Below are 24,872 nucleotides of genomic sequence, written 5' to 3'. Positions count from 1 at the left end.
CAGAGGGATGTGCCCCATGAAGATTGTGGTCACCAGTATTCTTGTCGACGATCAGGCCAAGGCTTTGGCTTTCTATCACTACGTATTGGGTTTTGCCCCCAAAGAAGATGTACCCATGGGTCGGCATCGCTGGCTGACCCTGACCTCGCCTGACGTCCCCAACGGCGTCGAATTGCTCCTCGAGCCTGACGACCACCCGGCGGCAAAAGCCTACAAAATCGCCATGCGCCAGGACCAGATCCCCGCCACCTCATTTGCGGTCAAGGATATCCAGGCTGAGTACACCCGCCTCTGCGCAGCCGGTGTCGCCTTCACCAAACCACCTACCGACCTCGGCGCGGTCACCGTCGCCGTGTTCGATGACACCTGCGGCAACCTGATCCAGATCGCTCAGCGCCACTGAGCACCAGCGTCGTCAACGCAAGGAATGACCCATGCGCTACGAATTCAACGAAGTGCTCAACGATCAGATTGATTATTTTTTGCTTGGCGACATCCAGCTGCTCGCCCGTTTCAAGGAAGAAAACGGCCTGCCCGACGACCTTGCCTATGAATTCACCCACACTGACAGCGGGGATCGGGCAGTGCTGGAAGGCGTGGTGCTGCCTCTGGCCGGCATCGAAAACCTGCCCTATACCGTTATCTTCAGCCTTGATGAAGTCAGCGCCGCCCTGCTCCAGCCAGGTAGCCAACTCAAACACCGCCGAGAGGGTTATTGGTTACGGGTGGAAAATCGTGCGGTGATGCTGTTCACCTGGCGGATTCTGCAGCATTTCACCAACAAGACCATGGGCGATCTACTGGCGCGCTATCAAATGCGCAACCGGCCGATCATCGAGCTGGAAAACGGCTGGTACCAGGTTGAGGTACTGGCCGGTGCCGTGCTGCGCGATGGCCTGTATGAGCCCACGTTCGAGTTCATCTTCGAATCTGCTGCGCGGCGCATTGACCGTGCGCCAGTCGACACCGCTTACGCCTTCACGTTACGCGCTGACATAGCCTGAACCGAGGCCCGACGGGAGCCGGCCGAGGCCGCTCCCGCAGGCAGTCCCAGGGCGTCAGGTAATTTCCCGATCCTTGGTTTCGGGCAGGAACAGGATCCCCAACACCGCCGTCATCAGCGCAATGATGATCGGGTACCACAGCCCATAGTAGATATCGCCCGTGGCCGCGACCATGGCGAACGCCACGGTCGGCAGAAAACCACCGAACCAGCCGTTGCCGATGTGATACGGCAGCGACATCGAGGTGTAGCGGATGCGCGCCGGGAACAGCTCGACCAGCCAGGCGGCAATCGGCCCGTAAACCATGGTCACGTAGATCACCAGAATCGTCAGCAGCAACAGCACCATGGGATAGTTGATCTTGTTCGGGTCGGCTTTTTCCGGGTAGCCGGCTTCTTTCAAGGCTGCGCCGAGAGTGGCGGTGAACGCGTCATTGCGGAGTTTGAACTCTGCACTGGCCAGGCTGCTGCCATCAAAACTGGGCACCTGCCGCTCGCCAATCTGGATCTGGGTCAGGCTGCCAGGTTCGGCGTGCTGGTTCTGGTAGGGAATCGCACGCTTGGCCAGCAAGCTCTTGGCCACGTCGCAAGAGCTGGTGAATTTGGCTTTGCCCACCGGATCGAACTGGAACGAACACTGCTCAGGATCGGCAATCACCACCACAGGGTTCTGCGCCTGGGCGACAAACACGTCCGGATTACCGTATTGAGTCAGGGCCTTGAAGATCGGAAAGTAGGTGAACGCCGCAATGATGCAACCGGCCATGATGATTTTCTTGCGGCCGATGCGGTCGGACAGGCTACCGAAGATGATGAAAAACGGGGTGCCGATCAACAACGAGCCAGCAATCAGCAGATTGGCCGTCTGCGGGTCGATCTTCAGGGTCTGCAGCAGGAAGAACAGCGCGTAGAACTGCCCGGTGTACCACACCACCGCCTGCCCCGCAGTGCCGCCAAGCAGCGACATGATCACCACCTTCAGATTATCCCAGCGGGCGAACGATTCGGTCAGCGGTGCTTTGGACTGCTTGCCTTCAGCCTTCATCTTGAGGAATACCGGCGACTCGTTGAGCTGCAGGCGGATGTACACCGAGACAGCCAGCAGCACGATCGACAGCAGAAACGGTATACGCCAACCCCATGCTTCGAACGCCTCGGTACCCAGCGCCGTACGACAGGCAAGGATCACCAGCAGCGAGAGAAACAGGCCCATGGTCGCGGTGGTCTGGATCCAGGCGGTAAAGAAACCCCGCTTGCCCTTGGGTGCGTGCTCAGCAACGTATGTCGCGGCGCCGCCGTACTCACCGCCCAGCGCAAGGCCTTGCAACAGCCGCAAGGTAATCAGAATGACCGGGGCTGCTACACCGATGGTCGCGTAACTGGGCAACAGCCCGACCACTGCGGTAGACACCCCCATGATCACAATGGTGATCAGGAACGTGTGCTTGCGCCCGATCATGTCGCCGAGGCGGCCGAACACGATTGCGCCAAACGGGCGCACGGCAAAGCCTGCAGCAAAGGCCAGCAGCGCGAAGATGAACGACGTGGTTTCGTTGACACCGGCGAAGAAGTGCTTGGCGATGATCGCCGCCAGCGAACCGTAAAGATAGAAGTCGTACCACTCGAAGACTGTGCCCAGGGACGAGGCAAAGATGACCTTGCGCTCCTCCTTGGTAATGCTGTGCTTGGGCGCGCTGCCCGTCGATGTGCTGTTGATCGCCGCCATGGGTTGCCTCCGTCGTGCATGAGTAGGCCGGAGTACTACACAGTCGAGCACCGCACCCTGGCCCTTGGGCTTGTCTTGGATCACGGTTGCGCGAAGCACGACGAAGCAGACCGCCTCGGATCGCAGCAAGGTAAGCTCAAGCATAATCGCCTTTGCCGGGATCGCCAGCCGGCTACAGATGTCGCGCCTGAACTGCGTTATATACCGCCAGGGCCGATCTGCCGTAGGGTTCGATGGCGCTCCAATTCGACAGGAGTGCGACCATGAGCAACCCCCCGTTTCATCACGCGCAAATCGTCCGTAGCCTGCCCACCTGGAGCAAGGAGCTGCACCCTGACCATGTCAAACAGGTGCTCACCCGCGCACGCAAGGACTATCTGGATTCCACGGGCGCACCTTACCCGTGGTACGCCAAGGCCCTGCCCATCGAGCAGGATGCCATTCGCCGGGCAGTTGCTGAGCGCGACCGCAGCCAGCAGATGCTGAAAGCGTTGCTGAGTCCGCTCAAGGGCATCAGTACCTTCTGCCGCCCGCTACTGCAACAGCGGCTTGCGCTCAGCACTTCGGTTGACCAGGCACAGTATGTCTATCAAGCCACGCAGGTCGAGCAACCGACCGTCCCGCCGGGTGGGCCGAGCGTGCCAACCACGCCGTTGCCGGTGATTGCCAAAGGTCAACCACAACTGCGCAGTTTGCTTGAAGCTGCCCTGCACAATTTTGAAGGGCTTGAGGACACCACGCGCCTGAGCCGGCTGCAGAGCAGCGCAGAGCAGATCACTGGCCTGCCGGAACTGAGCCTTGCCGACTTCATCGGGCACTGCCGGGCGCTGGATCTGGGCCAGAAGTTTCAAGATCACTTGAGCAGTGTCTATGACGGCACGCAGGCCAGCCAGATCCGCGATGCCGCGATCAAGGCGCGCCGCGACGAGTTTCGACTGCAGGCACGCATTGCCTCGCTCAAAGGCCTGCTGAGCAGTCAGAACGCCGCCGCAGCGCACGCGCTGAGTGCTGACAACGCCAGCGCCGACCAAGCACTGCAATGCTCGCAGATCCTGCTGCTGGGCGTACCGATCCACGAAGTCATGTTCATCTCTCGGGCGGGAAGTGCCGAGGGCGGCCCGGCCATACTGTACATCCCCGGGACAACAGATCAGATCAGGGAATATGCATCGATCGCAGACAGTTTCACTGCCTTCAAGCAGGCACTGCTCGACCCGCAGGTGCGCAAGCGTTTGCTCGCTTTTGTCCCTCAGAGCCAGCAATCGCAGCTAAAGGTCAAACTCATGCGGGCACTGTACGAGAACAGCGAGGACCACGACGGGCAGGCGCTGGTCCCACGGCGATCGGTTCATCTGGATATCGTCTTCACGCCGTTGCCCAGCCAACCCTGGTCAACCCTCGAAGCGAGGCACGTGGCCAGGCTCAAGAGCGATGCGCGCAGCATTGCCGTGCCCACTGCCGACATCGACGCCAACGTGCGCGAGAAACAACTGCTCCACTGGTTGGACATGGGCATGACGATACTTAACGTAGCCGCCTTCTTCATCCCGGTGCTAAACCCGCTCATGCTTACGCTGGGCGCAGCGCAGATCATGGGCAGTGTTTTCCAGGGCATCAGTGCCTGGGAAGACGGCGACAACGCCGAGGCCATCGCGCAGCTGGAATCGATCCTGCTCAATATTGCGGTCGTCGGCGCAATCGGCGGCGGTGGCGCTGTCCTCAAGGCCTCCGGCTTTATCGACGCAATGCAGAGTATCCGCGTGGGCGATGAAGAACGACTCTGGCATGCAAGCCTGTCCGGCTACGCCAGCGACATCCAGATATCTGCCTTGCAGGCACCCGATCAAGCGGGACTGTATCACCTCGACGGGCAGACCTACGTACGCATCGATCAAGCACTTTATCAAACGGAGCAAGCTGCGGACGATGCCTGGCGGGTACTGCATCCGCAGAATCGCCAGGCGTATTCACCGGCGCTCGAGCGTAGCGCCGGCGGAGCCTGGCGGCTGGCCCACGAATCGCCACTGGAGTGGGATCGCCCGACGTTGCTGCGCCGGCTTGGCCGCTTGGCTGAATCATTGAGTGCGTCCGACCTCGACAGCGCCTGGCGCAGCACGGGGCTTGACGACGGCGTGCTGCAACGCGTGCATGTGGCAGGCGAGAAGATGCCGTCACTGCTCGAAGATGCCCTGGCCCGCCTTGAAGCCGATCGACAAGTCAGCGAGATCATTGATAGCGTACGCTACGCCCGCCCTCTGGCGGCCTCTTACAACTTCGCCCTGCCCGAGCTGGTGCAGCTACCGCGCTGGCCGCAGGATCATGTCATTCAGGTCTTCGAAGGCAGCGAACGCTGGGGTGCGTCGACCTTCTACAGAGCCCAGGCGCAAGCCTTGGGTGAAGTGGTGATCCTGATCAGCCGCAGTGAACTGGAAAACGGCGAGCTGGCCGAGGTCGTTCTGTCGCAGATGGAAGATGCCAGCGTCCTGAGTGACGCCAGCGTGACCGAAACAGAGCGCGCGCAAGCCTTGCAGAACCAGTTGGCCGACAACCTCGAAGCCAGCCGTCAGGACGTGTTCGACAAACTTTACCCCGGTTCTCAGGCACCAGCCACAACTGCGGTCACGCGCCTGCGCGGACAATTTGCCGGCCTGCCCCGAGTGGCTGCCGAAGAAATCGAAGCACACGCCAGCAGCGTCGAACGCCAGCAGATGAATGCTCAATCGGGGCGTATTCCGCTGCGAGTGCTTGAGGAGGCACGCCTGATGCAGGCACGCGCGCGCCTCGATCGGGCGATTCTTGGCCTGTATCGCCCGTTTCTCGCCAACACCGACACCAGCCTGTTGATCGAGGGTCTGCAAGCCCGCCAATCTGAACTGCGTGACACGCAGCTGTTCAGCGCGGCAGCAGCTGACCGTGCCCAGGCTGCCAAGCTGATCGGGCAACAGCCGCTACCCTCGAGCGTGCGTTCACCACTGCGCCTGGCAGACGGGCGGATCGGCTATCCCCTCAGTGGTCGCGGTGTACCACGACCGCGCGGAACCACTCCAGCACGACGACTGCAAGCCCTATACCCAGAGCTGGACAGCAGCCAAATCAACCAGTTACAAGCCGAACTGGCCCAGGGCGACAACCTCGCAGCAGCCATTCAGCAGCTGCAAACCGAGCAGCGGACCCTGCACCATGAACTGGCACGATGGACCAATGCCGCAGCGGACATCCTTGAACGTGACGAGCGCCAGCACTGCGCCGAGGTGTTGAAACGTTCCTGGCGCCGTGAAGGTGGTGCCGAGCGCGACACGTTGACACTTGAACACATTCGCCTGGCCGAGCTGCCGGTACTGACCGCGCGTTTCCCGCACATTCGCTCGTTGAAAATCGACGGTCTGCAGTTGCAACGACTTCACGCCGATTTCTTTGCAAACTTCCCGAAGCTGGAAAAACTGACCTTGATTAGCCATCCGCAACTGCCCGGCGAAGCGATTTTTACCGCGCTGCGTGGGGCTCCGGATCTGATCCAGCTGAAGATTTCCGGCTGCGCCCTGAGTGAACTCTCTACCACTGCACATCAAGTTCTGGGGGCCATGCGTCGCCTGCGCATTCTCGATCTGGGTTATAACCAGCTCACTCTGGATCATGCCCAGATGACCTTTCTGGCCATCCTGCGGCTCGACGCACTGAGACTGAGCAACAACCGCATCGTCCTCGATCAGGCGTTGGCCGAGGCCTTCCAGAATCTGATCAACCTGCAGGCCCTGCATCTGGACTTCAACCCGCTGGGTGTGCCGCCTGACTTGAGCTACATGGCACGTTTGAATCAATTGTCGCTGGGCCACTGTCTGTTGCAGGCCTGGCCACCGGGCTTGACCACCCTCATGAGCCAGCCACAGTACCAGCTGCGCCAGCTGGAACTGTCATTCAATCGGATCCACACCGTACCGGACCTCGCGGCGGTGATGCGCACGCCGTACGCTCGAGACCTGGGTGCGGGCTTGCCGGGGCGAATCTGGCGTTTCAACTATAACAACCTGGAGGCAGAGACACGCTCGCGCTTGCTCAACATCGGTGTCAACGTCTACGAGCACGAGGCAGAGGTGGCGCAGTGGCAAATGTTCTGGCGAGGCAATGCCACGCCGGCACAGGAGCAACTCTGGATCTCACTCTTCGATCATGGCGAGAACACTGAACTGTCCGGGGTGCTGGAACGACTGGTGCAGTCTGCCGAAGCGCGTCGTCAGCCTGAGGCGCTGGCCAAGCGCGTCTGGGCATTGCTCGAGCAAGCTGCGGCAGACAGCGCGCTGCGTCAATCGCTCGACGAGGTCGCCCAGGCGTTCCCGCCAACGTGTGGGGATGCCGGCACGGATGGCTTCAGCGCACTGGAAATCGAAGTACTCACTCACCTTGCCAGCCGCAGTGAAAGCCCTCTGGCAACTCAGTTGCAGCTCTACCGCAAGTTGTTCAGGCGTGCTCAGGTCGACGCGCTGGCCGACCGCATCGCGCTGCGTCGCACCTTGCGCAAGGCCGCGCTGCAAGAAGCCGACCTCACCGGTGACGAGGTCAACCTGCCAGCGCTGGACCCGCTCGACGACGTCAACGCCGCACCGGACTTGGAGCTGCATGCAGGGCTGATCGACGACATCGAGATTCGCCTGGCCTTGCGTCAGCAACTGGCGCCCGTTCTCGACTATCCGGAACCGAGCAGCGGCATGCTGTACGAACAGATAGCGATGCTCAACGCGCAAATCCGCAGCAACGTAGCCAACGAAGTCCGCCGCCTTGATCTGGACACTCAGGCCCGGCACAGCTGGTTGCTGGAGCAACCAGCGTGGGAACATAGCGTGCGCCGGCAAAACGCTGATCAGTTCCTGGCGTTGACCGACTACTGGCGTGCCGGGCTCGACTACATCGACTACTGCCTGGACGAAAGCAACGAGCCGGTCACCCAGCTCTCGGCATCGGTCATCAATACATTGCAGACGGCGCTGGGCCTACCCTTGCTGGACACAAGCGGCAATCTGCTGAGGATCCCGCTGAACTCGGCTCAGTATCAAACCGCGATCGATGCACTGCTACTGGAGCAGAAAGCCGTTGAGCAAGGCTTGTTCGAGAGCATTACCCGGAGCCTGGAAAGCACCACCGCCTGACGCTGCTAACTGCCGCGCAGGTCTTCGAAGAAGGCCTGCCGGCCATCTACCTGGGTAGCCGCCCGCGGCAGTTTTGCGGTTTCGCTGCGAGCCGCTTCGACATGCCAATAGCAGTGTCTGACCGCTCGGGTCATGGCGACATAGGCAAGCCGCTGCACCTCTTCCTTCTGCGCCGTATCAAATGCCTGCGCATCACCGGCGCGGCCTAGCCCAGCCAGACGATAGACCTGATTCTTGTATGGAGAGCTGGTCAGGTACTGACAGTCCCCGAGCATGAATACCGTATCGGCCTGCAGCCCCTTGGCGCTGTGGTAGGTCAGCTGACGCAGTCGACGTTGCGCTGCCGGCACACTCGCATCCATCGCGCATACTCCTTTTATATGCTCTGAAATCAGAAGCTTATCGCTGCTTTTTCGAAACAGTATCATCACTGATTCGCCGCGTTTATAGTGCTCGATCACCGCCTGACCAAGCGCAGCCTCATCCCGCTCAAGCACCTTGACCGGCGACAATGGCAGGCTTGCCGCGGGGCCACTGGCCCGGGCTTTCTTACCGGCGATCGCCGCGGTGCCCTTGACCATGTGCTCTGCCGCATCGATCACGTGCTGCTGACTGCGGTAATTGTCGATAAGCATCACCCGCGTGTTCGCCGGCGACGGAAACGTCTTGCTGAATTCGATGAAGTACTTGGGCGAACTGCCTCGCCAGCCGTAGATCGACTGCCAATCATCACCCACACACATCAGTGATGCATGCTGGGCGTTGCGTGCGACATGCATGGCTGGGCCGCGCCGTCGAATCTCCGCGAGGCTGGCTCGCAACCAGCTGACGATCTGTGGCGAGACATCCTGAAACTCGTCAATCATCAGGTGCGCCAACGGGCGCAGCAATGGATCGGGCAACAGCCGCAGATTTTCTGGGTTGTTCTCGCCAAACAAGGCGAACATGCGGTTGTAGCTCATCACCGGTGGAGACTGCGCCAACAGATGTGACTCCAGCGCTTTCCAGAACAACGCCAGCGCCTCGAAAAACACCGCATCGTTATCGCCAGGAGGGAAACTCATGGCGCTCACGGCGGCGCTGACATCCAGCCCGAGGTTCTCGATAAAGGCGGCGGCGCTGACAAATGCATCGAGCAAAGGCGCCGGGGCAAGCTCGCCATTGACCTTGTACTCAAAGCCCGGACCAGCCACCGCATCACCTGCCAAAGTGGCAGCCAAGCGCTTGGCGCTCGCGTAGTTATCCAGCCAGATCAGTGGCTTATCGCAGAATGCTTGAAACAGGGTGCGCTTCACCGCCCATTCTGCACGGACGGTAAGCTTGGCCCCGGGACGCTGGTACTGGGCGCTTTCGCTTGGATCAAAGCCAAGTACCACCAGGGCGTCCTGCCCAGCCAGGCGGCCGTGCACGTGAAACTGGCTACCGCGGATCTGCACCGTTTCGCGGCAAGGCTCGATGCCCTTGATCGGCCAGGCGCCCGCGCCGAACCACAGATCCTCAATCACATCACACAGTTCTTCATCGCGCTGAGCAGCCAGTTGGGTCACTTGCGCGCGCTTTTGCACATCCGGGTGATCCGGGTCCAACGGTTTGAGCTGCAAGGCCTCGCGACGCAGAGCTGAGATCAGCTCGGCAAAGCGCGGACTGCCCCCAAGCAGGTCGCTGTAGCAGCTGTTCAGTTGTTGGCGCTGGGCATCATTGAGGCGCAGATCGAATGGGTTGCTATCGGCTTCGCTCAGACCCTCGTTGTCATTGCCCAGGTTCTCGAATGCGCGGAGCTGGCCAAAGCCCGGCAGGCTGCGCACCAGCGGCAGGATACGCGAATGAAAAGTACGCACCAGCTCACGGGCTGCAGCGGGCGCCAGGCTGATCTGCCAGTGGTCGAAGACCTGCTGCAGACGCTTGATGAAATCCAGCCGTGACTCGCGGGTAAAGGTCACCACGGTCATCGCATCCAGCTCGTAGCCCAGGTAGTGGCGCAACAACAAGATGCGCAAGACCAGCGAAGTCGACTTGCCAGCGCCTGCGCCCGCCACCACACAGGTCGACGGTGTGTCGCTGAAGATCAGCTTCCACTGCGCGGCGCTGGGCTGTGCAGCTGCGGGCAGACGCTGGGCAACATCAGCCTTGAAACGCTTTTTCAGTTCAGCAGTGACCGGCAAACGCCAGTCGTCGAACAGGTTGTTGTCTTGCCCGGGGCCTGCGCCCTGCTCTGGACGGGTATCACGAATCACCAGTACCTGCCGGCCGGCTTCATAACCCTCGGCGCGGCCCTGCTCAAAGCCCTCGCGCAAGCCATCGACATGGCCACTGCGCTGCCCGGTGGCGTGGCCGAGAAACCACGAGTCGCGGTGCTGCGCTTGCAGCCGGCTCAAGCCTCGGCCCAACAGTCGTGCGGCCAAACGGCGCAACCAGGGCAACTGGGCAGGTGGAATCAGTTGGGCGGGGCTTTGGGGAAGCTCGTGCGACACGGTCACTCCAGTGCGATCAATACATCGGCTTATGGTGGCTGCAACGCGTAAAAATCGCCAGCAATTGCTTGCACATCAGCCTATTAGCCGATGAATCGCATAATTGACTGCAGCTCTATACATCGGCTAAGACGATGGTTTTAAGCCGTTATTTACGCTTATATTCGATTCTTTTTAGCTGCATCATGGCGTCCATCCAACGCTATTCAGGGAGCCGACAGTCATGCTGCACCTCAGACCTTTTGCCAGCCTGGGCCACGCCAATCACGGCTGGCTCGATGCTCATCATCATTTTTCATTCGCTGAATACTACGACCCAACGCGCATGCACTGGGGCAACCTGCGGGTCTGGAATGACGATCTGATCGCCGCCGGCAGCGGCTTCCCGCCGCATCCGCATCGGGACATGGAGATCATCACCTACGTCCGTGAAGGGGCGATCAGCCACGAGGACAGCTTGGGTAACAAGGGCCGTACCGAGGCCGGCGATGTGCAGGTCATGAGTGCTGGCAGCGGCATCGTCCACAGCGAGTACAACCTGGAGAAGGTCGACACGCGGATTTTTCAGATCTGGATCATCCCTGAACGTGTTGGCGCAGCACCGGCCTGGGACGTTCGCCCGTTTCCCAAAGGCGAACGCGGTGAAGGCTTTGTGACCCTGGCCAGCGGTCGCAGCGGCGACGAGCAGAGTTTGCAGATCCGTGCCGACGCAAGATTGGTAGCCGCCACCTTAAGGGCCGGTGAAACCGCACGCTACAGCTTCGATGAAGGCCGCCGGGGCTATCTGGTACCCGCCAAAGGCAGTATCGAGGTCAACGGCGTGCGGGTGGAGACGCGTGATGGTCTGGCCATCGAGCAAGAGCCGGTGCTGACCGTGACGGCGCTGGAAGACAGCGAAATCGTGCTGATCGACGTCGCCTGACCTGCATAGCCAAACGCCTCAGTAGTCGAACCGATCCACCGCCCTGCGCCGCTCGTTGTCATCGCGGCGGTCGTAGGCCGCCGTGGTCTGGATATTGGCATGGTGGGCCAGCTTCTGCGCAATCGACAGATCATGCTCTTCAATGACCCGGGTAATGAACGCCCGGCGAAAATCATGCGGCATGATCTTGACCCCGACCTGCGCGCCGCGCTGGCGAGCGATGTAATAGATCGCATGCTTGGTGATGCGCGCGCGGGTGATGTGATTGCCGCGGCGGATGCGATTGAACAGGAACTCATCATCGGCTTCGCCGACAGGTAGCTGCTCACGGCGCAAGTCCAGCCACGCCTGGAGTTTTTCGAACGCCCAGGCCGGTGCGTACTTGACCAACTGCCGGTTGCCCTTGCCCACTACCTGCAAACTGCGCTCGGTGAAATCGACCTGCGCCAGGTTGATATCCACCGACTCGGACTTGCGCATGCCGGTGCCGTACAGCAGTGCAATGATCGCAGCGTCCCGCACACCTTGCGGCCGCGAGTCGGCGGCGCAGGCATCCATCAGTTCACGAATCAGGCTGCGCCGCAGATTGCGCCCGGGCGGCAGCCGGCTGCCGGTCGCCGGTTTGACCTCACGCATGCGCAGCAGCTGTTCATGCCCTATCAAGCCCTGGCGCCAGGCTTCGTTCATCACCCCACGCACGGCATTGACGTACAGCGAAGAGGTATTGGGCGCGTAACCGTCTGTGCGCAGCGCCGCGACCAGGGCGATGATGTGCCCAGGCTCAAGCCGGTGCCAGGGCACGTCGGCGATATCACAGTCGATGAAGCCGAGCCGGTCGGCGGCGTCCTGCAGAATGTAGCGCATGGTCAGCTGACTGGAAGGCGCCAGCCGGGCGAGATACTGCAACAGGGGGTTTTGCAGAGAATCGGTCAAAACATGGATCCTATTCCTTGAACTTCAAGCTGCAATCAATGCCATCATCTTGATATGCAACAGGTTTGGCCCTTCGAGCTGCCCTGATGGTACCGGAAACACCACGCCGTTGCTGACCAGCAAGTGCCCGTGTGCACCGACGCTTGCGATGTTATGCACCGCGCCAGCCCAAAGCGCTAAAGTAAAGCTCATCGCCCCTGCCAGCGAGGCCCTATGGCACTGCACCGCCTGACCCGCTCTCACCCTCGCCTGACGATCGCCACCCTTGCCGGGCTGGTTGGCGGCTGGTTGATTCCGGCCGAAACCCTGATCCAGCACCTGCTGGCCGGCTGGAACCTGGGTGTCTGGCTGTATGTGCTGCTGGTGCTGTGGCTCAGCTGGCGGGCCACACCGGCCAAGGTTCGCCAGGTCGCGCAGATCGAAGACGAGAATGCCGGCCTGGTGCTGTTCGCGGTCTGCCTGGCGGCAATTGCCAGCCTGGCTGCAGTGGTACTGCAACTGGCAGCCAGGCAAGACCTGCACGGTAGCGAGTTGACGGTGCACTACCTGTACACCGGGCTGACCGTAGCCGGCTCCTGGCTGCTGATCGGCTGCATCTTCAGCCTGCATTACGCGCGACTGTTCTACACCTCGGCACTGCCAGAACCGCCCCTGCGCTTTGCCGATGGCGAGCGCAACCCGGACTACTGGGACTTCCACTACTTCGCTTTCACCCTCAGCGTGGCCGTCCAGACCTCCGACGTCGGCGTTGCCGACCGCGGTATCCGCCGGGTGGTTCTGGCGCAATCTCTGGTGGGTTTTGTCTTCAATACGGCGATTCTGGGGATCACCATCAATATCGCTGCGGGCTTGTTGGGCTGAATATGCCGACGAAAACGTTTGCCTCAATGCGCTAGCCGTGACCGAGGTCAAGCATTGGTATAAATGTCATCTTTTGTACGAGAAACTACCGCCTCAGGTGCTAAGGTTACAGTCCTTGGCGCCAATTGACAGCGCAACACTCAACCCTTTCCTACACAAGGTCGAGGAGGCAAGCATGAACAAGATGACGTTTCCCAATGCTTGCCAGGTGATGCGCTGGCACTTCCATCCTTTGGGCTTTGAAGCCAGCATGGATGCCCCGCGCAGCATGATTGTGCGCCTGTTCGATCGCGAGTCGGGCGAAACCGTGCTGGCCATCGCCGGTATCCCCTGCAGCGCGATCATGGCCGCCAGCGATGTCGAGCGCATCATTGAAGCTGTCGAAGATGCAATGGCCGCTTTCATCCCCTCCTTTGTCCTGCGCACTGCGGTCTAGCTGACCTGAGGCGCTTCGCGCGGCGCGAGCCCTGCCATGAATTGCTCTGCCGGCACCGGTCGGCCCATAAGATAACCCTGCAACGAGTCACAGCCCAGACGGGTGAGAAAATCCTGCTGACTGTCGGTCTCGACACCCTCGGCAACGATACGCAGGCCCAGCGCCTGGCCTAGAGCCACGATTGCCGAGACGATCGCTGCATCGTCGCTGTCATGCTCCAGGTCGCGGACGAAGCCGCGATCGATCTTCAGCTCATTGGCCGGCAGACGTTTGAGGTACATCAGGCTCGAGTAGCCGGTACCGAAATCGTCGATGGAAATATCCACGCCCATATCGGACAGCCTCTGCAATACCAGCAGGCTGGCATCCGCGTCACGCATGGCGGTGGTCTCGGTGATCTCCAGGGTCAGGTTGTTGGCGGGCAGCTGATTGCGCTGCAATGCCTGGGCAACCCCGTCGACCAGACCGGCGTAGCAAAACTGGATGGCCGACAGATTTACCGCGATGCGCCAGTCTTTATGCCCCTGCTCGAGCCATTGACGCATCTGCCGACAGGCTTCGCCAAGCACCCATTCACCGATTGGAATGATCAGCCCGGTTTTCTCGGCCAGGCTGATGAAGCGGTCCGGGTACAGCAGGCCATGTTGCGGATGCTCCCAGCGCAGCAAGGCTTCGGCACCGATCGGCACCCGCCGGACGGCGTCGAACTTGGGCTGGTAATGCAGGCGGAACTGGCCCTGTTGCAGCGCGACACGCAAGTCCTGCAGCAACTGCAACTGCTGGCGTGCATCGCTGTTCATCGAGACGTCGAAAAAGCTGTAGCCGTTCTTGCCAGCGTTTTTGGCGTGGTACATCGCCGCATCGGCGTTGCGCAGCAGCTCGTGCTGATCCATGCCGTTGCCTGGATAAAGCACGATACCAATGCTGGCAGTCAACTGCAGGTCGTGTTCCGCCACTCGATACGGCCGCGACACCAGGTTCACCTGCTTGATTGCGACGCCCATTGCGTCACCCGGCTCTTGCAGCTCGACCAGCAGCACAAACTCATCGCCACCGATGCGCGCCAGCGTGTCCTGGCTGTGCAAGTGGCCACGCAGGCGCTCGGCCACGGCCTTGAGCAACTGGTCGCCGACATGATGGCCGAAGGCATCGTTGACTGGCTTGAACCCGTCCAGGTCGATGAACATCAGGGCAAAGCAGGTGCCCTGCTCGCTCGCCTTGCCGATGGCCTGCTCGATGCGGTCAGCCAACAGCGTGCGATTGGGCAGGCCGGTGAGGATATCGTGCAGGGTCAGCTGGGTCAGCTCCTGGTTGGCCAGCGTCAGCGAGCGGGCGAGTTCGGTAGTCCGCGCAATCAGGCGTGCATCCAGCACCGACGTGAGCAAGGCCACTGCAATTACGGCGAGGGTGGTGATCAGTACCAGGTAGACCAGACCATCGCCTTTCAGGCCTGTGCCAAGCGCGCCGCAGTAACTGCCCTCAGGAAAGCTTGCCGCGGCCATGCCGGTGTAGTGCATGCCAACGATCGCAATGCCCATCAGCACGGCCGCAGCGCCGCGGATTTGCCGCACGTAAGGGGTCTGCCGGCGCAGGCGGAAAGCGATCCACAGCGCTGCTGCGGATGCACATACCGCAATCGCCAGTGAAGCGCTGAACAATTGAGGATCGTAATCGATCCCTGGTTGCATGCGCATCGCGGCCATGCCCATGTAATGCATGCTGCTGATGCCGGTGCCCATGATCAACGCGCCGCAGGCCAATTGCAGCAGAGGCAGGCTGGGTTGGTTGATCAACCACAGGGCAAAACCTGAGGACAGCACCGCGATCAGCAACGACACCAGTGTCAGAGTCAGGTCGTAGCCCAGGTCGATCGGCAGGCTGAAGGCGAGCATACCGATGAAATGCATCGACCAGACCCCGCTGCCCATCGCCAGCGCCCCGCCGCACATCCACAGGTGAACGGCACGCCCCTTGGCCGTGGCAATGCGCCCGGTCAGGTCCAGTGCGGTATAGGACGCAAGAATAGCCACGCACAGTGAGATCAACACCAGCGCGGGGGAATAACTACCGATTAGCATGGGGGTTCCGGCATCGGGCGCAGGGAGGGCCCGGAAAAGCCGCTGATTGTACTCAAGCCTTGGCGAAACGCACGGCATTTCGCGGGACTGGGCCATAAGAATGCCAGCATGCAGAACGGGCGTGTCCAAAGCGGGGAAAACGCCGCTTTCACGGCGTCAAACCCTAGTCGGATTTGCCCTGTTGTTGCGCTTGGCTGAACGCCTGCTGACTATCCCAACCACCACCCAACGCGGCGATCAATTGCACGCTGGCGATCAGCCGCCCTTGCAGCAAATTGAGCACGCTGCGTTCGTTGCTAAGCGCAGTGGCCTGCACATTGACCACGTCCAGGTAGCCAATCAGGCCGGCCCGGTACTGGTTTTCGGTCAGGCGCAGCGACTGGCGTGCGGCCTCCAGCGCTTCCTGGCGTACGACTGCTTCATCGCCATAGACCTTGAGCTGGACCAGGTAGTTTTCCACTTCCCTGAAGCCATCGAGCACGGTCTGCCGATACTGCGCCACGGTCTGGTCGTACACCGCGACGGTGCGGTCCACTTCGGCGCTGCGTTTACCGGCATCGAACAAGGTCATGGCCAATGACGGTCCGACCGACCAGAAGCGGTTCGGCAGCTCGATCCAGTTGCTGAAGCTGCTGCTCGAGTAGCCGCCGCTCATGCTCAGGCTCAAGTCCGGGAAATACGCCGCGCGGGCCACGCCGATGCTCGAGTTGGCAGCCATAACACTGCGCTCCGCCGAGGCAATGTCAGGGCGCCGTTCGAGCAATTGCGACGGCAGCGCCAGCGGCACCTGCGGCAGTGCCGGGATCGACTTGCTGTCAGCCAGGGCAAAGTCCGCGGGGGCCTTGCCCATCAGCACGGCAATTGCGTTCTCATACTGGGCGCGCTGCCAGATCAGGTCGATCAGGTCGGCCTGGGTGCTTTTGAGCTGGGTGCGCGCCTGGGCGACCGCATCCGGCCCGGACACGCCAGCTCGGTACTGGTTTTCGGTCATCTTCAACGAGCGCTCGTAAGCGGCCACGGTGGCCTCGAGCAAGCGCTTCTGCTCATCGATCACACGCAGTTGCAGGTAGTTCTGCACCAGCTCCGACTGCAAGCTCAGGCGCATCGCTGCCAGCTCGGCAAAGCTCGCCTCGGCACTGGCTTCGTTGGCATTGAGGGTTTCCCGCAGCTTGCCCCACAGGTCGATCTCCCAGCTCACCCCAAGCTGGGTGGTGTAGGTGTTGCGGATACCGCTGCTGTTGTTCGACAGGCTCGAGCTACTGCTACCGGTGCCCTGCGCCGAGCGGTTCTTGCCTGCCGACAAATCGAGGCTGGGGAACAACGAGGCGCGGCTGCTGCGGATCAATGCGGTGGCCTGACGATACTGCGCTTCGTACTGGGCAACGGTCTGGTTACTGCGGTTGAGCTCCTCGACCAGGCTGTTGAGCTGGGCATCACCGTACAGCTCCCACCAGGCGCCACGGGCAATCGCATCCGACGGTTTGGCCTGAGTCCAGCCTTCGGCCTGCTTGAACTGGGCAGGCGTGCTCAGCTCGGGCCGCTGGTAATCCGGGCTCAAGGTGCAGGCACTGAGCATCAGCACGCAGAGGCTGGCGCCAAACAGGCGCGAGCCACGGCCGCGGCCCAGCAGCTGCAAGGCACGGTGAAGCGGAGTTTGGGCAAAATTCATAGCGGGGTATCCAGTGCAGCGTCGGTACGTACACCGCGCCAATGGTTGAATCGGTGACGCAGGCGATCGAGGTAGAGGTAGACCACAGGCGTTGTATAAAGCGTCAGCACTTGGCTGAAGACCAGCCCGCCGATAATCGTCAGGCCCAGCGGTTGGCGCATCTCGGCGCCTTCGGCATTGCTCAGCAACAGCGGCAAGGCGCCGAGGATGGCGGCAATGGTGGTCATCAGGATCGGGCGCAGGCGTAGCAGGCAAGCACGCCGGATCGACTCTTCCGGCGACAGGCCTTCGTTGCGCTCCAGTTGCAGAGCCAGGTCGATCATGAGGATGGCGTTTTTCTTGACTACGCCGATCAGCAGGAACAGCCCCAGCAGCGAGATCAGGCTGAACTCGCCGCCTGTTACGTACATCGCCAGCAGTGCACCCACGCCAGCAGATGGCAGGGTCGAGAGGATGGTCAGCGGGTGGATGTAGCTTTCATAGAGAATCCCCAGCACCAGATACACCAGCACCAAGGCGCCGAGGATCATCAGCGGCTGCCCTTCCTGAGTCTTGCTGAACGCGTCGGCGGTACCGCCAAGCTTGGCGATCACGTCTTCCGGTAGGCCCAGCCGGGCCACTGCCCGCTCGACCGCGGCCATGGCCTGATCGGTGCTGTAGCCCTCGGCCACGTCAAAAGCGATGTCTTCCGAGGCGAACTGGCCCTCGTGGCTGACTCGGTCGTTGGCCAGGCTGTTCTCGTAGCGGGCAAAGGCTGACAACGGCACCCGCGCGCCGTCGGCGGTGATCACCTGGACTTGCTCCAGCGTGCTTGGGTCCCAGGCATACTTGGGGTTGATCTCCAGCACTACCTGATACTGGTTGAGGCTGTCGTAGATGGTCGAGATCTGCCGCTGGCTGTAGGCATTGTTGAGCACCGTGGTGACCATGTCCATATCAATGCCCAGGCGCTTGGCCTGATCACGATCGACCACCAGCGTTACCTGCTGAGTGCCGGCTCCGTCATGGGCGTCGATGGCGGTCAGCTCGGGCAGCGCGCGCATCGCCGCGGTGACCTTGGGGAACCACTCGCGCAGCGCAGCCAGATCACCGCTCTGCAGGGTGTACAGGTACTGCGAAGAGGTCTGGTCGCGGCCACCGCCGCCCAGCTGCAGGTCCTGGTCGGCCATGAGGAACAAGCGCCCGCCGGGTACTTTGGGCAGCTCCTTGCGCAGGCGCTCGATCACCTGTTGGGCATTGATCTTGCGTTCGCTGATCGGCTTCAGGCGCACCAGCACCATGGCATTGTTGGTGCCGCTGTTGCCGCCGATGAAGCCGGCCACGCTTTGCACCGCCGGGTCAGCCAGCAGCGCCCGCCGGTAGATTTCCATTTTCGGCTGCATCACGCTGAACGACAGGCCGTCGTCGCCACGCACAAAACCCATCAGTTGGCCGGTGTCCTGCTGTGGCATCAGGGTCTTGGGTACCACCACATACAGCAGCACATTGACGCCGATGGTCAGCAACAGGCTGAACAAGGTCAGGCGACGATGGCGCAGGACCCAACCCAGGCTGCGGTCGTACCCGGCGACCATGCGCTGATGCTGGCGGTCGCTCCAGCGCTGCAGGCGGTTGGGCTGTTGTTCGTGGGGCTTGAGCCAGCGCGCGCAGAGCATTGGCGTCAGCGTCAGCGAAACGATCAACGAGACGATTATCGCCGCCGCCAGGGTGATCGAGAACTCCTGGAACAGGCTGCGCACGATGCCGCCCATGAACAGGATCGAGACGAACACCGAGACCAGCGAGACGTTCATCGACAGCAGGGTAAAGCCCACCTCTTTGGCGCCGAGAAACGCCGCGCGCATGGGCGGCTGGCCGTTCTCGATATGCCGGGAGATGTTCTCCAGCACTACGATGGCGTCGTCGACCACCAGCCCGGTGGCCAGGATCAGCGCCATCAGCGACAGGTTGTTCAGCGAGAAGCCACACAGATACATGACCGCAAAGGTGCCGACCAACGACACTGGCACCGCAAGGCTTGGGATCAGCGAGGCACGCAGGTTGCCAAGGAATAGATAGACCACCAGGATCACCAGCACTACAGCAATCAGCAAGGTGTGCTCGGCTTCCTTGAGCGTCGCGTTGATCACCGGCGAGCGGTCCATGGCGATGTCCAGCTTGACGCTGGCGGGCAACAGCGACTGCAGCGCGGGCAGTTGCTGCTTGATCTGCGCCACGGTCTCGATGATGTTGGCGTTGTTCTGCCGGTTGATCACCAGCAGCACCGCGCTCTGGTCGTTGAAAAAACCACTGTTGTAGCGGTTCTCGACGCCATCGGTGACCGTGCCGACATCCGACAGACGCAGGATGGCGCCGTCCTTCTGGCGAATCACCAGCGACTGATAGTCCTTGGCTTTTTCCAGCTGATCGTTGGCGCGCACCTGCCAGTTGCGCTCGGCATCCTCGACAAAGCCCATCGGCCGACGCTGGTTGGCATTGCTCACCGCCGTGCGCACCTCATCCAGCGACAGGCTGTACTGGTTGAGCAGCTGCGGCTCGAGCGCGATGCGTACCGCCGGCAGCGAGCTGCCGCCGATCTGCACTTCCCCTACTCCACTGACCTGGGCCAGGCTCTGCGACAGAATGGTATCGGCCAGGTCGTACAGCTGCCCCTTCTGCAGCACGCTGGAGGTCAACGCGATGACCATCACCGGCGCCTGCGACGGGTTGATCTTCTTGTAGGTGGGCATGCTGCGCATACCGCTGGGCAGCAGGTTGCGGGTGGCGTTGATCGCCGCCTGCACTTCCCGCGCGGCACCATCGATGTCGCGGCCCTGCTCAAAACCGATAATGACCCGGGTCGAGCCCTGGTTGGAGCTGCTGGTCAAGGTGGTAACGCCAGCAATGGCACCAAGCTTGCGTTCCAGCGGCGTGGCTACGGTGGAGGCCATCACCTCGGGACTGGCGCCGGCCAGGTTGGCCGAGACCACGATTACCGGAAAGTCCATCTGCGGCAGCGGCGACACCGGCAGCAGACCAAAACTGACCCCGCCCAGCAGCATGATCGCCAGGCTCAGCAGCATGGTCGCGACCGGCCGGCGAATGAATGGCCCGGACAGGTTCATGCTTGCGCCTGCTTGGCGTCATCGCGTGGCCGCCAGCGCTGGGCCAGGCGGTCGAAGTACAGGTAGATGACCGGTGTGGTGAACAGTGTCAGCACCTGGCTGACCAGCAGCCCGCCAACCATCACCAGCCCTAGCGGCTGGCGCAGCTCGGCGCCGGAGCCGGTGGCAAGCATCAACGGCACCGCGCCGAACAACGCCGCCAGCGTAGTCATCAGGATCGGCCGGAAGCGCAGCAGCGCCGCCTGGTAGATCGCATCGTGTGGGGTCATGCCTTGGTTGCGTTCGGCCTCTAGGGCAAAGTCGATCATCATGATCGCGTTCTTCTTGACGATACCAATCAGCAGGATGATGCCGATGATGGCGATCATGCCCAGGTCATTGCCGCTGATCAGCAGCGCCAGCAAGGCGCCGACCGCCGCCGACGGCAGGGTCGAGAGGATGGTGATCGGGTGGATGTAGCTCTCGTAGAGCACGCCGAGCACGATATACATCGTCACCACAGCCGCCAGAATCAGCAACAAGGTGCTCGACAGGGATGCCTGGAAGGCCTCGGCAGCGCCCTGGAAGCGGGTCTGCACGCCAATCGGCATGGCGATCTCCTGCTGCACCTGCTCGATCGCCGCCACCGCCTCACCCAGCGCCACACCGGGTGCCAGGTTGAACGACATCATCACCGCCGGGAACTGACCGATGTGGGAGATCGCCAACTGCGCCTGGCGCTGCTCGATACGTGCCAGTGCCGACAGCCGCACCTGACCGCCATCACTGGCCTTGACGTGAATCGACTCCAGCGCCGCCGGGCCGATGTTGGCGGCGTTCTGCGACTGCAGGACCACTCGGTACTGGCTGGCCTGGGTGTAGATGGTGGAAATCTGCCGCTGACCGAAGGCGTCATACAACGCGTTGGTGATCTGCGAGACGTTGATGCCCAGCCGGCTGGCCATATCCCGATCGATCACCAGGTACACCTGCAAGCCCTGGTCTTGCAGGTCGCTGGCCACGTCGCGCAGTTCGGGCCGCTGTTGCAGGGCCTGAACCAGTTTGCCACTCCAGGTGGCGAGCATGTCGGCGTCTGGCGACGACAAACTGAACTGGTACTGGGTACGGCTGACCCGGTCTTCAATGCTCAAGTCCTGCACCGGCTGCATGAACAGGCGGATACCGACCAGCTTGTCGACTTGCGGCTGCAGGCGTGCGATCACTTCAGTGGCGCTGACGTCGCGCTCACCGTGGGCTTTGAGGTTGATCAGCAAGCGGCCACTGTTCAGCGTGGCGTTGTCGCCATCCACGCCAATGTAGGACGACAGGCTTTGCACCGAAGGGTCCTGCAGGATGATCTTGCTCAGCGCTTGCTGACGCTCGCTCATGGCGGCGAACGAGGTCGACTGCGGCGCTTCGGAGATGCCCTGGATCACCCCGGTGTCCTGCACCGGGAAGAAGCCCTTGGGCACGGCCATGTACAGCACCACGGTCAGCACCATGCTGGCGATGGCAACCAGCAGGGTCAGCGGCTGATGGCGCAATACCCAACGCAGGCCGCGGCTGTAGTGCTCGATCAACCAGTCAATCCAGGCGCCGCTGGCGCGATAGAAACGGCTCTGCTCTTCTTCCTTGGGCTCGCGCTTGAGCAAACGGGCGCACATCATCGGCGTCAGGGTCAGCGATACCACCAGCGAAATCAGGATCGCCACCGCCAGAGTGATGGCGAACTCGCGGAACAGGCGGCCGACCACGTCAGCCATGAACAGCAGCGGGATGAGGACGGCAATCAGCGAGAAGGTCAACGAGATCAGGGTGAAGCCAATCTGCCGGGCGCCCTTGAGCGCGGCCTGCATCGGCGTCTCGCCCTCCTCGATATGGCGGGAAATGTTCTCCAGCATGACGATGGCGTCATCGACGACAAAGCCGGTGGCGATGGTCAGCGCCATCAACGTCAGGTTGTTGATGGAAAAACCCGCCAGATACATGACACCAAAGGTACCGATAAGCGACAGCGGTACGGCAATCGACGGGATGATGGTGGCACTGACCCGGCGCAGGAACACGAACGTCACCATCACCACCAGCACGATGGCAATCAGCAGCTCGTGTTGCACATCGGTAACCGCAGCGCGGATGGTCTGGGTGCGGTCAGTCAGCACCATCACATCCAGGCCTGCCGGCAGGTTGTCGGTGATCGACGGCAGCAGGTCCTTGATGCGGTCGACCACTTCGATAACGTTGGCGCCGGGCTGACGCTGAATATTCAGCAGTACGGCCTGGTTCTCGTTGGCCCACGCCGCGAGGCGTTCGTTTTCGGCGCCATCGACGATTTCAGCCACGTCTTTCAGGCGCAGCGGTGCACCATTGTTGTAGGCGAGGATGAGGTTGGCGTATTCCTCGGGGGAGCGCAGCTGGTCGTTGGCATCAAGCATCGACACCCGGGTGGGGCCGTCGAAGTTACCTTTGGGCTGGTTGACGTTGGACGCGCCGATCAAGGTGCGTACGTCTTCCAGATTGAGGCCGTTGGCCGCCAGGGCATCGACGTTGACCTTGATCCGCACGGCCTGGCGCTGGCCGCCGGCAATGCTGACCATGCCCACACCGCTGATCTGGGCAAGCTTCTGCGCAACCCGGGTATCGACCAGATCGTTGAGCTTGGGCAACGGCATGGTCTTGGACGAGATTGCCAGGGTCAGTACCGGCGTATCAGCCGGGTTGACCTTGTTGTACACCGGCGGCGCTGGCAGGTCGCTGGGCAACAGGTTGCTGGCGGCGTTGATCGCGGCCTGCACCTGTTGCTCGGCAACGTCCATGTTCATATCGAGGCTGAAGCGCAGGGTCAGCACCGAGGCGCCGCCGGAGCTGGTCGAGGCCATCTGGGTCAGGCCCGGCATCTGCCCGAACTGGCGTTCCAGCGGCGCAGTGACGGCGCTGGTCATGACCTGCGGGCTGGCACCGGGATATAGAGTCATGACCCGGATGGTCGGGTAATCGACCTGGGGCAAGGCCGCTACCGGCAACAGCTTGTAGGCAATCAGGCCAGCCAGGACCAACGCCAGCATGCTCAGCGTGGTGGCGACCGGGCGCAGGATGAACAGCCGCGAGAGGTTCATGCGCCCGCCTTGCCCGACGTGCCAGCCTCGCTGGTGCCGCTGCCATCCTGGCCTTGCAGATGCTGACCGGGGGTGGTCGGTACTTGCGAGCTGTCCTCCACCACTTCTACCGCGCTGCCTTCACGCAGGCGATCGGTACCTTCCAGTACCAAGCGGTCACCGGCGACCAAGCCGTCGAGGATCACACTGCGCTCGCCATCACTCGGGCCAACCTTCAGTTTGCGGATATTGACCTTGCTCTCTGCGTTGACCACATAGGCAAAGCTGCCGTCGTTGCCGAACTGGATCGCAGCCGCTGGGGCCATGACCACCTGTTTGAGGGTGTCGGCGAGCAGGCGCACGTTGACGAACTGGTTGGGGAACAGCGCCTGATCCTTGTTGGCAAAGCTCGCCTTGAACTTGAGAGTACCGGTGGTGGTGTCGATCTGGTTGTCCAGGCTGCCGAGCACGCCACTGGACTGCAGCTTGCTCTCGTTGCGGTCCCAGGCCTCGACGGGCAGAACAGCGCCGCTGCGATAGCGCTCGAGCACGGTGGTCAGTTCGGTTTCCGGCAAGGTGAAGGCGACGCTGATCGGCTCGGTCTGGGTGATCACGACCAGCGCCGTGGTGTCGTTGGCCGCGACCAGGTTGCCCAGGTCGAGCTGACGCAAGCCCAGGCGGCCGCTGATCGGTGCGCGGATCTGGGTGAAGTCGAGGTTGAGTCGAGCGTCGCTGACTGCGGCCTGATTGGTTTTGATCAGGCCCTGGAACTGCGCCAACTGCGCCTCGGCGGTGTCCAGGGTCTGTTTGGCGATGCTGTCTTCTGCGTACAGACCTTTATAGCGGGCCACGTCAACCTGGGCGTTTTTCAGCTGCGCCTGATTCTGCGCCAGGGTGCCTTCGGCCTGCTGCAAAGCGATGCGGTAGCTGCGCGGGTCGATCTCGGCCAGCAGGTCGCCGGCCTTGACCTGCTGGCCTTCCTTGAAGTGGACCTTGACCAGCTCACCGGCGACGCGGCTGCGCACGTTGACCGTGTTGTTGGCGGTCACGGTGCCCAGGGCCTTGTAGTACAGCGGGAAGTCGCCCACCTGCACCGGCTCTACCCGCACTGGCACGGCCTCGGCAGAACTGCCAAAACCAGGCCGGCCGCTCTTGCCTGCGCGCCCGGCTTGATCCTTGGGCGTCGACGCGGCAGGCCACAGCCACCAGGCCAACAGGGCCACCAAGACCAGGATCAGCAGGCCAAACAGCCAGCGACGGGGGGAGCGGGAGACAGGAGCTTGCATGGCTTGAACGAACCTTGTTCGGAAACGGCGACTTGGGAGGGTGAACGATAAGCACTGATATCGGTTTAGCAAAGCAGCTTTACAGGGCATTTACCTTGGGCTGACGTTGCTAACGCGATGAACTTTAAATGAAAACGGCCTGGAGCAGGGTCCAGGCCGTTTCAGGGT

14 protein-coding genes are annotated in these 24,872 nt (G+C 61.7%); 6 read left to right on the top strand and 8 right to left on the bottom strand.

Annotation, left to right across the window (positions count from 1 at the left end; translation table 11 throughout):
• The first annotated feature begins 16 nt into the window (after positions 1-16).
• Positions 17-403, top strand: a complete 387-nt coding sequence (locus M2396_RS04845) for a VOC family protein (protein WP_101319692.1) — start codon at positions 17-19, stop codon at positions 401-403.
• 31 nt (positions 404-434) lie between these two features.
• Positions 435-1,004, top strand: coding sequence for a hypothetical protein (locus M2396_RS04840; RefSeq protein WP_101319694.1), 570 nt, complete (start codon positions 435-437; stop codon positions 1,002-1,004).
• 54 nt (positions 1,005-1,058) lie between these two features.
• Here M2396_RS04840 and M2396_RS04835 read toward each other — a convergent pair whose 3' ends face one another.
• Positions 1,059-2,729 (bottom strand): MFS transporter, encoded by a 1,671-nt coding sequence (locus M2396_RS04835; protein ID WP_259073488.1) that lies wholly within the window; start codon positions 2,727-2,729, stop codon positions 1,059-1,061.
• A gap of 263 nt (positions 2,730-2,992) precedes the next feature.
• Here M2396_RS04835 and M2396_RS04830 point away from each other — a divergent pair, with 263 nt between their 5' ends.
• The gene (locus M2396_RS04830) at positions 2,993-7,870 is read left to right on the top strand and encodes an NEL-type E3 ubiquitin ligase domain-containing protein (protein ID WP_259073486.1); all 4,878 of its coding nucleotides are present in this window, start codon (positions 2,993-2,995) and stop codon (positions 7,868-7,870) included.
• Between the two features lie 5 nt (positions 7,871-7,875).
• Here the strand turns inward: M2396_RS04830 and M2396_RS04825 are convergent, their stop codons facing one another.
• Positions 7,876-10,341, bottom strand: coding sequence for a UvrD-helicase domain-containing protein (locus tag M2396_RS04825; protein ID WP_259073484.1), 2,466 nt, complete (start codon positions 10,339-10,341; stop codon positions 7,876-7,878).
• 223 nt (positions 10,342-10,564) lie between these two features.
• Between M2396_RS04825 and M2396_RS04820 the strand changes: the two genes are divergently transcribed.
• Complete coding sequence (locus M2396_RS04820) at positions 10,565-11,263, top strand: pirin family protein (RefSeq protein WP_150569152.1); 699 nt, start codon at positions 10,565-10,567, stop codon at positions 11,261-11,263.
• Positions 11,264-11,281: 18 nt separating this feature from the next.
• Here the strand turns inward: M2396_RS04820 and xerC are convergent, their stop codons facing one another.
• A complete protein-coding gene (gene xerC, locus M2396_RS04815) occupies positions 11,282-12,196 on the bottom strand; it encodes a tyrosine recombinase XerC (protein WP_150569151.1) in 915 nt (304 codons plus the stop codon).
• Positions 12,197-12,409: 213 nt separating this feature from the next.
• Here xerC and M2396_RS04810 point away from each other — a divergent pair, with 213 nt between their 5' ends.
• On the top strand, positions 12,410-13,057 hold the full coding sequence (locus tag M2396_RS04810) for a DUF1345 domain-containing protein (protein WP_150569150.1): 648 nt from the start codon (positions 12,410-12,412) through the stop codon (positions 13,055-13,057).
• A gap of 175 nt (positions 13,058-13,232) precedes the next feature.
• A complete protein-coding gene (locus tag M2396_RS04805) occupies positions 13,233-13,493 on the top strand; it encodes a DUF1652 domain-containing protein (protein ID WP_220633693.1) in 261 nt (86 codons plus the stop codon).
• On the opposite strand, the gene M2396_RS04800 is transcribed toward M2396_RS04805, so the two are convergent.
• The 5 genes from M2396_RS04800 to M2396_RS04780 form a co-directional block, all read right to left on the bottom strand.
• On the bottom strand, positions 13,490-15,571 hold the full coding sequence (locus M2396_RS04800; RefSeq protein ID WP_259073479.1) for a bifunctional diguanylate cyclase/phosphodiesterase: 2,082 nt from the start codon (positions 15,569-15,571) through the stop codon (positions 13,490-13,492). The two genes, M2396_RS04805 and M2396_RS04800, sit on opposite strands and share 4 nt — an antisense overlap.
• 163 nt (positions 15,572-15,734) lie before the next feature.
• Positions 15,735-17,240, bottom strand: coding sequence for an efflux transporter outer membrane subunit (locus M2396_RS04795; RefSeq protein WP_259073477.1), 1,506 nt, complete (start codon positions 17,238-17,240; stop codon positions 15,735-15,737).
• Entirely contained in the window at positions 17,237-20,344 is a 3,108-nt protein-coding gene (locus M2396_RS04790; protein WP_101319715.1) for an efflux RND transporter permease subunit, read from the bottom strand. The genes M2396_RS04795 and M2396_RS04790 overlap by 4 nt, the downstream gene beginning before the upstream one ends.
• A complete protein-coding gene (locus tag M2396_RS04785; protein ID WP_150569145.1) occupies positions 20,341-23,439 on the bottom strand; it encodes an MdtB/MuxB family multidrug efflux RND transporter permease subunit in 3,099 nt (1,032 codons plus the stop codon). Before M2396_RS04785 ends, M2396_RS04790 begins: the two co-directional genes overlap by 4 nt.
• Positions 23,436-24,704 (bottom strand): MdtA/MuxA family multidrug efflux RND transporter periplasmic adaptor subunit, encoded by a 1,269-nt coding sequence (locus M2396_RS04780; RefSeq protein WP_150569144.1) that lies wholly within the window; start codon positions 24,702-24,704, stop codon positions 23,436-23,438. Before M2396_RS04780 ends, M2396_RS04785 begins: the two co-directional genes overlap by 4 nt.
• Positions 24,705-24,872 lie beyond the last annotated feature (168 nt).

It is taken from the genome of Pseudomonas sp. BIGb0278, from assembly GCF_024809895.1.
Taxonomy (GTDB): Bacteria; Pseudomonadota; Gammaproteobacteria; order Pseudomonadales; family Pseudomonadaceae; genus Aquipseudomonas; species Aquipseudomonas shirazensis.
This window is presented reverse-complemented; position numbering and strand designations above follow the sequence as displayed.

Excerpts from the sequence above, each read along its gene's own strand:
- M2396_RS04845 (WP_101319692.1), top strand. The coding sequence starts at position 17 with ATGAAGATTGTGGTCACCAGTATTCTTGTCGACGATCAGGCCAAGGCT.
- M2396_RS04840 (WP_101319694.1), top strand. The coding sequence starts at position 435 with ATGCGCTACGAATTCAACGAAGTGCTCAACGATCAGATTGATTATTTT.
- M2396_RS04830 (WP_259073486.1), top strand. The coding sequence starts at position 2,993 with ATGAGCAACCCCCCGTTTCATCACGCGCAAATCGTCCGTAGCCTGCCC.
- M2396_RS04780 (WP_150569144.1), bottom strand. The coding sequence starts at position 24,704 with ATGCAAGCTCCTGTCTCCCGCTCCCCCCGTCGCTGGCTGTTTGGCCTG.
- M2396_RS04835 (WP_259073488.1), bottom strand. The coding sequence starts at position 2,729 with ATGGCGGCGATCAACAGCACATCGACGGGCAGCGCGCCCAAGCACAGC.
- M2396_RS04795 (WP_259073477.1), bottom strand. The coding sequence starts at position 17,240 with ATGAATTTTGCCCAAACTCCGCTTCACCGTGCCTTGCAGCTGCTGGGC.
- M2396_RS04800 (WP_259073479.1), bottom strand. The coding sequence starts at position 15,571 with ATGCTAATCGGTAGTTATTCCCCCGCGCTGGTGTTGATCTCACTGTGC.
- M2396_RS04785 (WP_150569145.1), bottom strand. The coding sequence starts at position 23,439 with ATGAACCTCTCGCGGCTGTTCATCCTGCGCCCGGTCGCCACCACGCTG.
- M2396_RS04805 (WP_220633693.1), top strand. The coding sequence starts at position 13,233 with ATGAACAAGATGACGTTTCCCAATGCTTGCCAGGTGATGCGCTGGCAC.
- M2396_RS04820 (WP_150569152.1), top strand. The coding sequence starts at position 10,565 with ATGCTGCACCTCAGACCTTTTGCCAGCCTGGGCCACGCCAATCACGGC.
- M2396_RS04810 (WP_150569150.1), top strand. The coding sequence starts at position 12,410 with ATGGCACTGCACCGCCTGACCCGCTCTCACCCTCGCCTGACGATCGCC.
- M2396_RS04790 (WP_101319715.1), bottom strand. The coding sequence starts at position 20,344 with ATGAACCTGTCCGGGCCATTCATTCGCCGGCCGGTCGCGACCATGCTG.